Annotated in this window: 14 protein-coding genes; 12 read left to right on the top strand and 2 right to left on the bottom strand. The window is 63.9% G+C overall.

Annotation, left to right across the window (positions count from 1 at the left end):
• Nucleotides 1–11 precede the first annotated feature (11 nt).
• From argB to ACK3BK_RS00540, 4 genes are all read left to right on the top strand, one after another.
• Nucleotides 12–917, top strand: a complete 906-nt coding sequence (argB, locus tag ACK3BK_RS00555) for an acetylglutamate kinase (RefSeq protein ID WP_063542032.1) — start codon at nt 12–14, stop codon at nt 915–917.
• Nucleotides 918–1,174: 257 nt separating this feature from the next.
• On the top strand, nt 1,175–1,855 hold the full coding sequence (locus ACK3BK_RS00550) for a CsgG/HfaB family protein (RefSeq protein ID WP_054926178.1): 681 nt from the start codon (nt 1,175–1,177) through the stop codon (nt 1,853–1,855).
• A gap of 39 nt (nt 1,856–1,894) precedes the next feature.
• The gene (locus ACK3BK_RS00545; RefSeq protein WP_054893326.1) at nt 1,895–2,263 is read left to right on the top strand and encodes a DUF4810 domain-containing protein; all 369 of its coding nucleotides are present in this window, start codon (nt 1,895–1,897) and stop codon (nt 2,261–2,263) included.
• A gap of 17 nt (nt 2,264–2,280) precedes the next feature.
• Complete coding sequence (locus ACK3BK_RS00540) at nt 2,281–2,919, top strand: DUF799 domain-containing protein (protein ID WP_189657705.1); 639 nt, start codon at nt 2,281–2,283, stop codon at nt 2,917–2,919.
• 188 nt (nt 2,920–3,107) lie between these two features.
• On the opposite strand, the gene pyrE is transcribed toward ACK3BK_RS00540, so the two are convergent.
• Nucleotides 3,108–3,749, bottom strand: coding sequence for an orotate phosphoribosyltransferase (gene pyrE, locus ACK3BK_RS00535; RefSeq protein WP_125931046.1), 642 nt, complete (start codon nt 3,747–3,749; stop codon nt 3,108–3,110).
• Nucleotides 3,750–3,829: 80 nt separating this feature from the next.
• On the opposite strand from pyrE, the gene ACK3BK_RS00530 reads away from it, so the two are divergent.
• Entirely contained in the window at nt 3,830–4,609 is a 780-nt protein-coding gene (locus tag ACK3BK_RS00530; protein WP_054893329.1) for an exodeoxyribonuclease III, read from the top strand.
• Nucleotides 4,610–4,645: 36 nt separating this feature from the next.
• Here ACK3BK_RS00530 and ACK3BK_RS00525 read toward each other — a convergent pair whose 3' ends face one another.
• Complete coding sequence (locus ACK3BK_RS00525) at nt 4,646–5,047, bottom strand: GFA family protein (protein WP_186669918.1); 402 nt, start codon at nt 5,045–5,047, stop codon at nt 4,646–4,648.
• Nucleotides 5,048–5,314: 267 nt separating this feature from the next.
• Between ACK3BK_RS00525 and ACK3BK_RS00520 the strand changes: the two genes are divergently transcribed.
• From ACK3BK_RS00520 to ACK3BK_RS00490, 7 genes are all read left to right on the top strand, one after another.
• A complete protein-coding gene (locus ACK3BK_RS00520; RefSeq protein WP_065864713.1) occupies nt 5,315–6,622 on the top strand; it encodes a CitMHS family transporter in 1,308 nt (435 codons plus the stop codon).
• Nucleotides 6,623–6,695: 73 nt separating this feature from the next.
• Complete coding sequence (locus ACK3BK_RS00515) at nt 6,696–7,466, top strand: TerC family protein (protein ID WP_186669919.1); 771 nt, start codon at nt 6,696–6,698, stop codon at nt 7,464–7,466.
• 245 nt (nt 7,467–7,711) lie between these two features.
• The gene (locus tag ACK3BK_RS00510; protein ID WP_288377641.1) at nt 7,712–9,370 is read left to right on the top strand and encodes a Na/Pi cotransporter family protein; all 1,659 of its coding nucleotides are present in this window, start codon (nt 7,712–7,714) and stop codon (nt 9,368–9,370) included.
• 37 nt (nt 9,371–9,407) lie between these two features.
• A complete protein-coding gene (locus tag ACK3BK_RS00505; RefSeq protein WP_411383562.1) occupies nt 9,408–10,814 on the top strand; it encodes a M16 family metallopeptidase in 1,407 nt (468 codons plus the stop codon).
• A 187-nt stretch (nt 10,815–11,001) separates the two neighbouring features.
• Nucleotides 11,002–12,024, top strand: a complete 1,023-nt coding sequence (locus ACK3BK_RS00500; protein WP_186669922.1) for a DUF5924 family protein — start codon at nt 11,002–11,004, stop codon at nt 12,022–12,024.
• Between the two features lie 92 nt (nt 12,025–12,116).
• Nucleotides 12,117–13,238: an ABC transporter permease gene (locus ACK3BK_RS00495; protein WP_411383561.1), complete on the top strand. Its 1,122-nt coding sequence runs from the start codon at nt 12,117–12,119 to the stop codon at nt 13,236–13,238.
• Nucleotides 13,235–14,029, top strand: a complete 795-nt coding sequence (locus ACK3BK_RS00490; protein ID WP_186669924.1) for an ABC transporter ATP-binding protein — start codon at nt 13,235–13,237, stop codon at nt 14,027–14,029. Before ACK3BK_RS00495 ends, ACK3BK_RS00490 begins: the two co-directional genes overlap by 4 nt.

Genomic DNA, 14,029 nt, shown 5'->3' with positions numbered 1-14,029 from the left:
TGGAGCCCTGCATGACCCTCGATCGCGATGCCGCTTCCCATGTAGCCGAAGTTTTGTCCGAAGCGCTGCCCTACATCCGCCGCTTTGTCGGCAAGACCCTGGTGATCAAGTACGGCGGCAACGCGATGGAGAGCGAAGAGCTCAAGACCGGCTTTGCCCGTGACATCGTGCTGATGAAGGCGGTGGGCATCAACCCGGTCGTCGTGCACGGCGGCGGCCCGCAGATCGGTGACCTGCTCAAGCGCCTGTCGATCGAGAGCCACTTCATCGACGGCATGCGCGTCACCGATTCGGCGACCATGGACGTGGTGGAGATGGTCCTGGGCGGCCAGGTCAACAAGGATATCGTCAACCTGATCAACCGCCACGGCGGCAGCGCCATCGGCCTGACCGGCAAGGATGCGGAGCTGATCCGCGCCAAGAAGCTCACCGTCAGCCGCCAGACCCCCGAGATGACCACCCCGGAAATCATCGACATCGGCCATGTCGGCGAAGTCGTGGGCGTGAACACCGAGCTGCTGAACATGCTGGTCAAGGGCGACTTCATTCCGGTGATCGCGCCAATCGGCGTGGGCGCCAACGGTGAGTCGTACAACATCAACGCCGACCTGGTCGCCGGCAAAGTCGCCGAGGCCCTGAAAGCCGAGAAGCTGATGCTGCTGACCAACATCGCCGGCCTGATGGACAAGCAGGGCCAGGTCCTCACCGGCCTGACCACCGAGCAGGTCAACGAGCTGATCGCCGACGGCACCATCTACGGTGGCATGCTGCCGAAGATCAAGTGCGCACTGGAAGCCGTGCAGGGTGGCGTGAACAGCTCGCACATCATCGATGGCCGTGTGCCGAACGCGGTGCTGCTGGAGATCTTCACCGACAGCGGCGTGGGCACCCTGATCACCAACCGCAAGCGTCACTGATGCGTTGATCGCTGACCCGCTCCTGCAAAACCCCCGTAGGAGCGGCGGTTCGGCGCCCCGACTTGCCCGCGAAAAGCACGCCCCGACAAGCCTGCCCCTACAAGGATCACGCAGGCTTGCTCCAAGCCCAAAATGAAACATGGCGCAATGCCATTGCTTTTCTCTGTCCCGCCCTCAACTTTCTCTCCAGGCTGCCGACACAACGTGGCAGAATGCACGCCCGCTGCAAATAGTTACTATTTACCTGGAGAACTCGCGTGAAATACGCATCACAAGGACTCGTGCTGGCAGCTGCCGTCGCGCTCGGGTCCATCGCCGGCTGCGCTACCGAAACTTCCACCGCCGTGGCCGTACAACAGGTCGAGAGCGTCAGCCGCCCGTACAGCGGCGTGCGTGCACCGATTGCCGTAGGCAAGTTCGACAACCGTTCGAGCTACATGCGCGGCATCTTCTCCGACGGCGTCGATCGCCTCGGCGGCCAGGCCAAGACCATCCTGATCACCCACCTGCAGCAGACTGGCCGTTTCAACGTGCTGGACCGCGACAACATGGGTGAGATCCAGCAGGAAGCGGCCATCAAGGGCCAGGTCCAACGCCTGAAGGGCGCTGACTTCGTCGTGACCGGCGATGTCACCGAATTCGGCCGCAAGGAAGTCGGCGACCACCAGCTGTTCGGCATTCTCGGCCGTGGCAAGACTCAGATCGCCTACGCCAAGGTCGCGCTGAACATCGTCAACATCAGCACTTCCGAAGTGGTCTACTCGAGCCAGGGCGCAGGCGAATACGCCCTGTCCAACCGTGAGGTCATCGGCTTCGGCGGTACCGCCAGCTACGACTCGACCCTCAATGGCAAGGTCCTCGACCTGGCCATGCGCGAAGCGGTGAACAAGCTGGTCGGCGCTGTCGAAAGCGGCCAGTGGAAGCCGCAAGCGCAGTAAGACCCTGCAGCAAGACGACAACGACAAGGAAGCACGTAGATGAGCATCACCCGCTCGGCCTGGCGCACTGGCGCCGGGCTCCTGCTGGCCAGCGCCCTGCTGGTCGGTTGCAACTCGCAGAAGCCGCTGTACCAGTGGGAAAGCTACCAGCCGCAAGTGCGCGAATACTTCAACGACCAGTCCAAGGAAGAACAGGTCATCGCCCTGGAGCGCGACCTGGAGAAGATCAAGGCCAAGAATGGCGCCGTCCCGCCTGGGTATCACGCGCAACTGGGCCTGCTCTATTCGAGCCTGGGCAAGGACGACCAGATGATCCAGCAGTTCCGCACCGAGAAGGCGCTGTTCCCTGAATCGGCGGCGTACATGGACTTCCTGATGAAGAACGCCACGCAAGGAGCGAAGCAGTGATCAAGCGCCTCACCCAATTGATCGTCGGCGCCTGCGTGCTGGCCCTGTTCGCCGGCTGTGCCGAGCGCAAGACCACCGACTACGCGGCCTACAAGCAGAGCCGTCCGAAGTCGATCCTGATCGTGCCGCCGCTGAACAACTCGCCGGACGTCAAGGCCAGCTACAGCATGCTCGCGCAGGTCACCTACCCGCTGGCCGAAGCGGGCTACTACGTGATGCCGGTGGCGCTGGTCGCCGAGACCTTCCGCCAGAACGGCATGACCACCCCGGCTGACATCCACGAGCTGCCGACCGCTAAGCTGCACGAGATCTTCGGTGCCGACGCGGCGCTGTACGTGACCGTCAGTGACTACGGCACCCGCTACATGGTGCTGAGCAGCGCGACCATCGTGACCGCCAGCGCCAAGCTGGTCGACCTGAAGACCGGCACCACCCTGTGGACTGGCACCGCCACTGCATCCAGCGAGGAGGGCCGGCAGAACCAGGGCGGTCTGATCGGCATGCTGATCACTGCAGCAGTGAACCAGGTCATCAGCAGCGTGCAGGAAGACGCCGGTTATCCGATCGCCGGTATCACCAGCGCGCGCCTGCTGTCGCCGAACCCGAACGGCGGGATCCTGTACGGGCCGCGTTCGCCGAAGTACGGCACGGACTAAGCGGCGACTGCTTCGCGGGCAAGCCCGCTCCCACAGCGGCGGTAGACCTCTGTTGGAGCAACTGTCTTACTCAAAAGCTAGAAGCCAGCCCAATCCCTGTGGGAGCGGGCTTGCCCGCGAAAAACCCGCCGCCGATCCAATGAAAAAGGCGACCCACATGGGTCGCCTTTTTCATTACCGATCCGAGATCAGATCCCGTACTGCGCGCGATACGCCTCGACCGCCGGCAGGTGTTGCTTGAGCTGGGGATCGTCGGCCAGGAACTCCAGTACCTGCGTCAGCGAAACGATGCTGACCACCGGAATGCCGAAATCACGCTCCACTTCCTGGATCGCCGAAAGCTCGCCATTGCCACGCTCTTCGCGGTTCAGTGCGATCAGCACGCCTGCGGCATTGGCCTGCTGGCCCTTGATGATCTGCATCACTTCGCGGATGGCGGTACCGGCAGTGATCACGTCGTCGATGATCAGCACGTCACCGGCCAGCGGGGCGCCAACCAGGCTACCACCCTCGCCGTGATCCTTGGCTTCCTTGCGGTTGAAGCACCATGGCACATCGAGCTGATGCTGCTCGGCCAGGGACACCGCCGTGGCCGCTGCCAGCGGGATGCCCTTGTACGCCGGGCCGAACAGCACGTCGAAGGGGATCTTGCTGTCGACGATGGCGGCTGCATAGCAGCGCCCCAGCTGGGCCAGGGCCGATCCGCTGTTGAACAGGCCGGCATTGAAGAAGTACGGGCTGGTACGCCCCGATTTCAGGGTGAATTCACCGAAGCGCAGAACGCCGCGATCGATGGCAAAACGAATGAAGTCGCGCTGATACGGCTGCATGAAAAGTCCCGGACACCACGGATTTAGCTAAATGAGTTGAGCTCGGGTATCATACACGCACGAGATTTTTGGGGCCATTTATGCGGATCATCAGTGTGAACGTGAATGGCATTCAGGCTGCGGCCGAGCGTGGACTGCTCAGCTGGCTGCAAGCCCAGAATGCCGACGTCATCTGCCTTCAGGATACCCGCGCCTCGGCCTTTGAACTCGATGACCCAGCTTTCCAGCTCGATGGCTATTTCCTTTATGCCTGCGAAGCGGAAGTGCCTGCCCAAGGTGGCGTGGCGCTCTACTCGCGCATGCAGCCCAAGGCAGTCATCACCGGCCTGGGCTTCGAGACGGCCGACCGTTACGGGCGCTACCTGCAAGCAGATTTCGATAAGGTAAGCATCGCCAGCCTGCTGCTGCCTTCGGGAATGAACGGCGACGAAGACTTGAACCAGAAATTCAAGTTGATGGATGACTTCGCCAAGTACCTGGACAAGCAGCGTCGCAAGCGTCGCGAATACATCTATTGCGGCTCGTTCTACGTGGCGCAGCAGAAGCTCGACATCAAGAACTGGCGCGACAGCCAGCAGTCGCCGGGCTTCCTGCCGCCAGAGCGGGCCTGGATGGACGCGATCATCGGCGAAATGGGCTATGTCGACGCCCTGCGCGAAGTCAGCCGCGAAGGCGACCAGTACAGCTGGTGGCCGGACAACGAACAGGCCGAGATGCTCAACCTGGGCTATCGCTTCGACTACCAGATCCTCACCCAGGGTCTGCGCCGCTTCGTGCGCAGTGCGCGTCTGCCGCGTCAGCCGCGCTTCTCGCAGCACGCGCCACTGATCGTCGACTACGACTGGACGCTGACCATCTGAAGACCTGCGGGGCCTGTAACCAGGCCCCGCATTTCGTTACAGACTCTCCTCCACCTCGCCAGGCAGCTCCTCATCCAGGTGCAGCCACGGCAGTCGGCTGCCGGTCCAGATGTGCCGATTGGCCCGCACCTGCTCTGGCCGGTCCAGCGTCGCCACCGTCACATCGATGCTCAGCGGACTGTGCGTCGTCTCCAGCGCCACATGCGCGCCACAGTCGCCGCAGAAGTAGCGCGTGCAACTGGCCGGGGCCATATAACGCTTCGGCTCCCCCGCCATCCACTGGAAGCCCTTGCGCGGCAGGGTGAGCCAGGTCACCACCAGCCCGCCGCTGACCCGTCGACAGATCGAGCAGTGGCAATGGGCGATATCCGTCAGGTCACCCTCCAGTCGATAGCGCAGGGCACCGCAATGGCACCCGCCTTCCAGTACGTCATTCATGAAACGACCTCCCGTCGCCTTCATCGAGGCGAAAGCTGGCTGAAAGCTTGCGCCCATAGGATAGCCCCACCTCCGGCGACAGACCGGCCAGCCAGGGTGTCCGCCAACGTGCGCACCCGGCCCAATCAACAACAACAATGGTGATACCGATGCTTTCCTGTGCCCGCCTCCCCGCAGTACCCCTCACGCTATTCCATGCACAGCGCCTGACGCGCTGATCCGCCCGAATCGTCCATCCTTTCGCCGCGCCCTGCCTGGAGTACCGCCATGCTGACCTTCCTTGGCTTTGCCATGGTCATCACCTTCATGTACCTGATCATGACCAAGCGCCTGTCGGCCTTGATCGCCCTGATCCTGGTTCCGATCCTGTTCGCGCTGTTCGGCGGTTTCTCCGCCAAGATCGGCCCGATGATGCTCGAAGGCATCAGCAAGCTCGCGCCTACCGGCGTGATGCTGATGTTCGCCATCCTCTACTTCGCCCTGATGATCGACTCCGGCCTGTTCGACCCGGCCGTGCGCAAGATCCTCAAGCTGGTCAAGGGCGACCCGCTGAAAGTCTCGGTCGGCACCGCCGTGCTGGCTTTGGTGGTCTCGCTCGACGGTGACGGCGCCACCACCTACATGATCTGCTGCGCCGCCATGCTGCCGCTGTACAGCCGACTGGGCATGAGCCCGCGAATCATGGCCGGCCTGATCATCCTCGCCGGTGGCGTGATGAACATGACCCCCTGGGGCGGCCCGACCGCCCGCGCTGCAAGCGCGCTGCACGTCGACCCTTCGGACATCTTCGTGCCGATGATCCCGGCCATGGCCTTCGGTGTGCTGGCGATCCTCGCCATCGCCTACATGTACGGCAAGCGCGAGCGTGCCCGCCTGGGTGAGCTGCACCTGCCGACCGACGACATCGATCACAGCGAAATCAGCGTGTCGCAGTTCCCCGAAGCGCGCCGCCCCAAGCTGATCTGGTTCAACGGTGCCCTGACCGCTGCCCTGATGGTCGCGCTGATTTCCGGCGTGTTGCCGCTGCCGGTGCTGTTCATGATCGCCTTCAGTATCGCCATGATCGTCAACTACCCCTGCCTGCAGCAGCAGAAAGACCGCATCGCCGCCCACGCCGGTAGCGTGCTGGCCGTGACCGGGCTGATCTTCGCCGCCGGTATCTTCACCGGCATCCTGTCCGGCACCGGCATGGTCGAGGCCATGTCCAAGAGCCTGCTGGCGGTGATCCCGGATGCGCTCGGCCCGTACCTGGCGGCCATTACCGCGATCGTCAGCATGCCGTTCACCTTCTTCATGTCCAATGACGCGTTCTACTACGGCGTGCTGCCGGTACTGGCCGAAGCTGCCAGCCACTACGGCATCACCCCGGTGGAAATGGCCCGTGCATCGATCGTCGGACAACCGGTACACCTGCTCAGCCCGCTGGTACCCTCCACCTACCTGCTGGTAGCCCTGGCGGGGATCGAATTCGGCGATCACCAGCGCTTCACCCTCAAGTGGGCAGTTCTGGTGTGCCTGTGCATAATGCTCGCCGCCTTGCTCATGGGAGTTTTCCCACTGATCAGTAGTCTGTAAGACAAGAGCACCACCCCACCGCGACACGCCCGCTCTCCCGGGCGCGTCGCCTTCATCGTTCGAAGGAATACACATGGAATGGCTGACCAGCCCGGAAATCTGGGTTGCCTTTTTCACCCTGACTGCACTCGAGATCGTGCTCGGGATCGACAACATCATCATGATCTCGATCCTGGTCAGCCGCATGCCCAAGCACATGCAGCCGCGCACGCGGATCTTCGGCCTGGCGCTGGCGATGGTCACCCGGATCATGCTGCTGCTCTCGATCACTTGGGTAATGCGCCTGACCGACGACCTGTTCGTAATCTTTGGCGAGGGCATTTCGGGGCGCGACCTGATCCTGTTCTTCGGCGGCCTGTTCCTGCTGTGGAAAAGCTCCCAGGAGATCTACCACGGCCTCGAGGGTGAGGACGAAGGCAGCGACGAACCCAAAGGCGCCGGCGGCAAGTTCTTCTACACCATCATCCAGATCGCCATCATCGACATCGTGTTCTCGCTGGACTCGGTGATCACCGCAGTCGGCATGGTCTCGCACGTGCCGGTGATGATCGCCGCGATCATCGTCGCCGTGCTGGTGATGATGCTGTGCGCCGGCACCATCAGCGACTTCATCGACAAGCACCCGTCGCTGAAGATGCTCGCGCTGTCGTTCCTGATCGTGGTCGGCACCGTGCTGATCGCCGAGTCCTTCGACGTGCACGTACCGAAGGGCTATGTGTACTTCGCCATGGCGTTCTCGCTGGCAGTGGAAGCGATCAACATCCGCATGCGTACTGCAATGGCGCGCAAGGAAGGCAAGGAGCATGATCCGGTGAAACTGCGCAAGGATATTCCGGGTCAGTAAGTACTGGACGTCACTGAAAAGGCCCTTCGGGGCCTTTTTCGTTTGTCTGCACTGGCTCTGAAACACCCAACATACTTGTGACAGAAATGTTTCAAATAAATGCCCGCCATGCCAAGCTGGCGACAACCGCGCAAAACAACTAAAGCTTCAGTGAGCACTGAATACAAAGCCCACCCCCGGGCCAGGCTCACGGCTTCACCCATTGGCCCCGCATTGGGGCATCGGTAAAAAGGGGGCCTCGAAACATGCTGACCCTGCTCAACCTGCTTTCCGCCGTGGCGCTGCTCGTCTGGGGCACACATATCGTGCGCACCGGCATTCTTCGGGTTTACGGCTCGAACCTGCGCCGCGTGCTCAGCCAGAACATGGACCGTCGCGCGCTGGCCTTCATTGCCGGCATCGTCGTCACCGCCGTGGTGCAGAGCAGCAACGCCACCGCCATGCTGGTCACCTCCTTCGTCGGCCAGGGCCTGATGGCCATGACCCCAGCCCTGGCGATCATGCTCGGTGCCGACGTCGGTACCGCGCTGATGGCGCGGGTGCTGACCTTCGACCTGTCGTGGCTGTCGCCCCTGCTGGTGTTCGTCGGGGTGATCTTCTTCCTGTCGCGCAAGCAGACACGCCTCGGCCAGATGGGCCGAGTGGCCATCGGCCTGGGCCTGATCATCCTGGCACTTGAGCTGATCGTGCAGGCTGCTGCGCCGATCACCCATGCACAAGGGGTGAAAGTGCTGTTCGCCTCGCTGACCGGCGATATCCTGCTCGACGCCCTGGTCGGCGCCCTGTTCGCCATGATCACCTACTCCAGCCTCGCGGCCGTGCTGCTTACCGCGACCCTGGCCGGTGCAGAAGTGATCAGCCTGCCGGTGGCCATCGGCCTGGTGGTTGGCGCCAACATCGGCAGTGGCATGCTGGCCTTCATCAGCGCCCGCATGCAGAACGCTGCCGGGCGCCGCGTGGCCCTGGGCAGCCTGCTGTACAAGCTGATCGGCCTGCTGCTGATCATTCCGGTGCTGCACCCGCTGGTGGACTGGATGGACTCGCTGAGTTTCAGCCCGCAAGAGCTGGTGATCGGCTTCCATTTGCTCTACAACACCCTGCGTTGCCTGGTCATGCTGCCCACGGTCAAACCTATGGGACGCCTGTGCACCGCCCTGCTACCTGAACGCGAAGTCGCCAATGGTCAGGCCAAGCCCCGGCACCTCGACGCCTCGGCGCTGGAAACCCCCAGCCTGGCGTTGGCCAACGCAGCCCGCGAGACCCTGCGCCTGGGCGACATCGTCGACAGCCTGCTCGAGGCCATGCTCGGCGCCCTGCGCGGCAGCCAGACCGCACTGCCACAACAGACCCGCGCCCTGGGCGAGGACGCCGAGGCCCTGTACAGCGCCATCAAGCTGTACCTGGCGCAGATGTCACGCGAGGACCTGAGCGAACAGGACAACCGGCGCTGGGCCGAGATCATCGAACTGTCGATCAACCTCAAGCTGGCCAGCGACCTGATCGAGCGCATGCTGCGCAAGGTGCAGCAGCAGAAGACCTCACAACGCCGGGAGTTCTCCCAGGTCGGCCTGGAAGAACTGACGGGCCTTCAGGAGCAACTGCTGGCCAACCTGCGCCTGGGCCTGTCGGTGTTCCTCAGCGCTGACCCTGAGAGCGCACGCCTGCTGCTGCGCGAGAAGCGTCGCTTTCGCGCCCAGGAAAGGCGCCTGGCACATGCTCATGTCAGCCGCCTGCAACGCAAAGTGGTGCAGAGTATCGAGACCAGTTCGCTACACTTGGAGCTGATCGCCGACATGAAGCGGTTGAACTCTTTGTTCTGCAGCAGTGCCTATGTGGTACTGGGCGGCGCGGACACCGGCGGGCTTCTGCTCGACAGCGTGCCGGACGACGCCCGCCTGTCCTGACCCCCGCACACCTGGAGACCGGCCCGGAAGCCCGCCCATGCGTTGCCTGACCTTCGTTTGCCTGATTCTCTGCAGCCTGCCCTCGTTCGCCCTCGACCGCTCGCGGGTCGAAGGCTATCTGTTGCCCAACGGCCTGCAGGTGATCCTCAAGTCCGGGTACGAACGCGACCATGTGTCGATCCGCCTGGTGGTCGGCGTGGGCCTCGACGATTTCGAGTGCAAGCAGCGCGAGTTGCCGCACCTGCTCGAACACCTGCTGTTCAGCGGCATCGACGAAACCGGCGAAGGTGGCCTGGAAGAGCGCCTGCAGGCGCTGGGCGGGGAGTGGAACGCCTTCACCAGCGCTGCCGATACCACCTTCGTCATCGAGGCGCCGGCACGCAACCAGCGCAAGGTGCTCGACCTGTTGCTGGCGGCGGTGCGCGACACGAAGATCGACGCCAAGGCCCTGGCCACCGCCAAGAAAATCATCGAGCGCGAGGATGGCGGCCATTACGGCCACCTGCAACGCTGGCTGGACCGCCAGGACATCGGTCATCCGGCCAGCGACCAGCTGGCGGTGGAATTGGGGCTCAAATGCCCGGAGCGCTCGGATATCGACGGCATGACCCTGAAACAGGTGCAGTCCATGCGCGAGCATTGGTACGCCGCCAACAACATGAGCCTGATCGTCGTCGGTGGCCTCGACCGCCTGCTGCCGGCCTATCTGGAGCGTACCTACAGCGAGCTGCCAGCCACCGAGCCGGGCGATCGGCGCAACCTCGACAGCATCAGCCAGCAGGCCGAACAACGCCGCGACCTGACCCGCGGCTGGCTGGGCGATACCGCCAGGCTGCATTGGCTGTTCATCGAACCGGTGCTCGACAGCGACCACGACCAGACACTCGAGCTGCTCTCGCGTTACCTCGACTGGGCGCTGTACGACCAGTTGCGCCTGCGTCACGGCTTGTCGTACGGACCTTCGGTGCGGCGCGAAAGCTTCGGCGACAGCGGCATGCTCAGCCTCAACGCCGACCTTGAGCGCCAGGACATCGACGAGGCGGTGAAGGTGTTGCTGGAGCTGTTCGAGCACCTGCGCAAGCATGGCCTGGACCCGGACACCTTCGCCCGCCTCAAGGAGGCCGCGATTGCCCGCGAAAGCTGGACCACCCAGGGCAACAGTGCACTGGCCGACTATTACTGGGGCGCGCTGAACGACTACGACAACGGCCACTTCAGCGACCCGGTCGGCAAACTGCGCAAGGTCAGCCTCAAGCAGGCCAACGAGGCGTTACGGCTGTTGCTCAAGGAACCGGGCTACCTGCGTATCGAGAAACCGCTGCTGGGGTATGACGAGCTGTACGGGCTGGTGGCGCTGGGGTTGGGACTGATACTCGCCATCGGCCTGATCCGCAAAAGGCGCCAGCCGGCGGATCGCCCCAGCGGCGCTACACGGGACAGCTGATTCGGCGGTATCCTGTATCGGCCTCTTCGCGGGCAAGCCCGCTCCCACAGGTATCCCGCAGGTTTCAGCATCACCGGGTACTGGCTGCCAGAGGTACACCGTAGGCTTCAGCATCACCGGCTACTTGTGGGAGCGGGCTTGCCCGCGAAGAGGCCAGAACAGTCACCCCTTATCGCTGCTCATCTCCATGCCCCCCATACCCCACATCGTCCAACGCATCATCGAACTGCTCAAACGCTACCCCGGGGTCATCGCCCTTGGCGGCTTCCTGTCCGGCATCGGCAGCTTCATCCTGGTCGACCGCCAGGCCGGCCTCGCCAGCTGGATCGCCGTGCTGATGCTGGTCAGCTGGGTCTGGCTGATGCTCGAGAACACCCTGACCGGCCTGTTCGCGCGCACGTTCAAGCGCGAAATCCCGCAGCCGCTGCTGCGTTACGCCACCCAGATGATCCACCAGGAAAGCCTGTTCTTCGTCCTGCCGTTCTTCTTCATCACCACCACCTGGAACAGCGGCCAGCTGGTGTTCACCGGCTTGCTCGGCGCAGCCGGGCTGATCTCCATCGTCGATCCGCTGTACTACAAATGGCTCGCACCGCGGCGCTGGCTGTTCCTCGCGCTGCACACCCTGACCCTGTTCGCCGCGCTGCTCACGGCGCTGCCGATCATCCTGCACCTGACCACCGCACAGAGCTTCAAGCTGGCGCTGATCGCGGCCATGGTGCTGTCGTTCCCGAGCCTGGCCAGCAGTTTCCCGATCAACACCTGGCGCCGCGCCGTGGCGCTGGTGCTGGTGACCCTGACCGTGGGTGGCGGCGGCTGGCTGCTGCGTTCATGGGTGCCACCGGCCACCCTGTGGATGACCGAAGTGGCGGTGACCACCGAGCTGCAGGACCGCCAGCCCGGCGAATCGCTGGACGAGATCGCCGCCAGCCGCATTCGCAGCGCAGGGCTGTACGCCTATACCGCAATCAACGCCCCACGCGGGCTGAACGAGCGGATCTATCACGTGTGGCAGCAGGACGGCAAAGAAGTCGACCGCATCGCCCTGGACATCCACGGTGGGCGCAAGGAAGGCTATCGGGCCTGGACCCACAAGCAGAACTTCCCGCCCAACCCAGTGGGCAAGTGGCAGGTGCGCGTGCTGACCGAGGATGGCCAGGTGATCGGCGTGCTGCGCTTCAAGGTGGTCGAGGATGTACCGGCGGGGTGAGGGTTCGCCGTTGCGACTTGCCCCGCGATTGAAGCCACTGCCGCTGCAACAGGCTATGATCTGACCCACCGCCGTCGTGCAGAGTCAAAAGCATGGAGCCCAGCGCCACCCTCGACACCCGCCAGCACCCCGCGCGCCTACTGATCGCCGGCGACTGGACCCTGGCCCACTACACCAGCCTCAAGCGCGACAGCGAGCGCCTGCGCGACCAGTACGATGCCGACACGATCGCCGACCTCAGCCAGCTTGGGCGCCTGGACACCGCCGGCGCCTCGCTGCTGGCCGAGTTGCTGGGCGCCGAGCGTCTGTCACACTGCACCGACGAGCTCCCCGAGGCCAGCCGGGCCTTGCTCAAGACGGTGTATTGCTCGGTGCAGGACTACTGCATCCCGATCAAGGAAGCCGAACAACCGGTCCTGCTGCAATTGCTCGCACGCATCGGCTGCGCCGTCGACACACTCTGGCAGGACACCCGGCAACTGCTCGGTTTCGTCGGCCTGATCCTCGCCACGCTCGCCACCCGACTCCTGCAACCGCACAAGTGGCGGGTCACCCCAGTGGTCGCACACATCGAGCAGACAGGCCTGGACGCCGCGCCCATCGTCGCCTTGCTGACCTTCCTGGTCGGCGCCGTAGTGGCCTTTCTAGGGGCCACGGTGCTGGCCGATTTCGGTGCGACGGTCTTTACCGTCGACCTGGTGGCTTTTTCTTTCCTGCGCGAATTCGCCGTGCTGCTCACCGCGATCCTGATGGCCGGGCGCACGGCCAGTGCCTTCACCGCGCAGCTCGGCTCGATGAAGGCCAACGAGGAGATCGACGCCATCCGCACCCTGGGCCTGAACCCCATCGAGCTGCTGGTGGTGCCGCGGGTCCTGGCGCTGCTGATCGCCTTGCCGCTGCTGACCTTCGTCGCCATGGTCTGCGGCATCGTCGGTGGCGCGGTGGTCTGTGCGCTGTCGCTGGACATTCCGCCGGCCATGTTCCTCTCGCTGCTGCAGAGCGACATCGGCGTGCAGCACTTCCTGGTCGGCCTGCTCAAGGCGCCGTTCTTCGCCTTCCTGATCGCCGCCATCGGCTGCCTGGAGGGCTTCAAGGTCAGCGGTAGCGCCGAGTCGGTCGGGGCACACACCACCTCAGCGGTGGTGCAGTCGATCTTCGTGGTCATCGTGCTGGATGCGGTGGCCGCGCTGTTCTTCATGGAGATGGGCTGGTGAGTGGTGCACGTGAAGCAGTGATCGAAGCCCGTGGCCTGTGCAACCGTTTCGGCAGCCAGAGCGTGCACGAGCAGCTCGACCTGGACCTGTACCGCGGCGAAATCCTCGCCGTGGTCGGCGGTTCGGGTAGCGGCAAGTCGGTGCTGCTGCGCAGCATCGTCGGCCTGCGGCGGCCTAACGAGGGCAGGGTGAAGGTGTTCGGCCAGGACCTGGCCACGCTGAACGACGACCAGCGCTCGCAGGTGGAACGGCGCTTCGGCGTGCTGTTCCAGAAAGGCGCGTTGTTCTCGTCGCTGACCGTCACCGAGAACGTCGCGCTGCCGTTGATCGAACATGCCGGGCTGTCACGCGCCGACGCCGAGCACCTGGCCGGGGTCAAGCTGGCACTGGCTGGGCTGCCGATCAGCGCCGCCGACAAGTACCCGGCCTCGCTGTCCGGCGGCATGATCAAGCGCGCGGCCCTGGCCCGCGCCTTGGCACTGGACCCGGATATCCTGTTCCTCGACGAACCCACGGCAGGGCTGGACCCGATCGGCGCCGCAGCCTTCGACCAACTGATCCTGACCCTGCGCGATGCCCTCGGCCTCTCGGTGTTCCTCATCACCCACGACCTGGACACCCTCTACACCATCACCGACCGGGTGGCGGTGCTGTCGCAAAAGAAAGTGCTGGTCGCAGGCCCGCTGGCCGAGGTCGAACGCACCGACGATCCCTGGATTCACGAATACTTTCACGGCCCGCGCGGACGTGCAGCCGAACAGGCCGCCGCAAGCGCGGGACAGGAGCACTGA

Origin of the sequence: Pseudomonas sp. L7, assembly GCF_046605565.1 — a bacterium.
Lineage (GTDB): Bacteria > Pseudomonadota > Gammaproteobacteria > Pseudomonadales > Pseudomonadaceae > Aquipseudomonas > Aquipseudomonas wayambapalatensis.
Note: the sequence above shows the minus strand (reverse complement) of the source record. Positions and strands in the feature narration are given on the sequence as shown.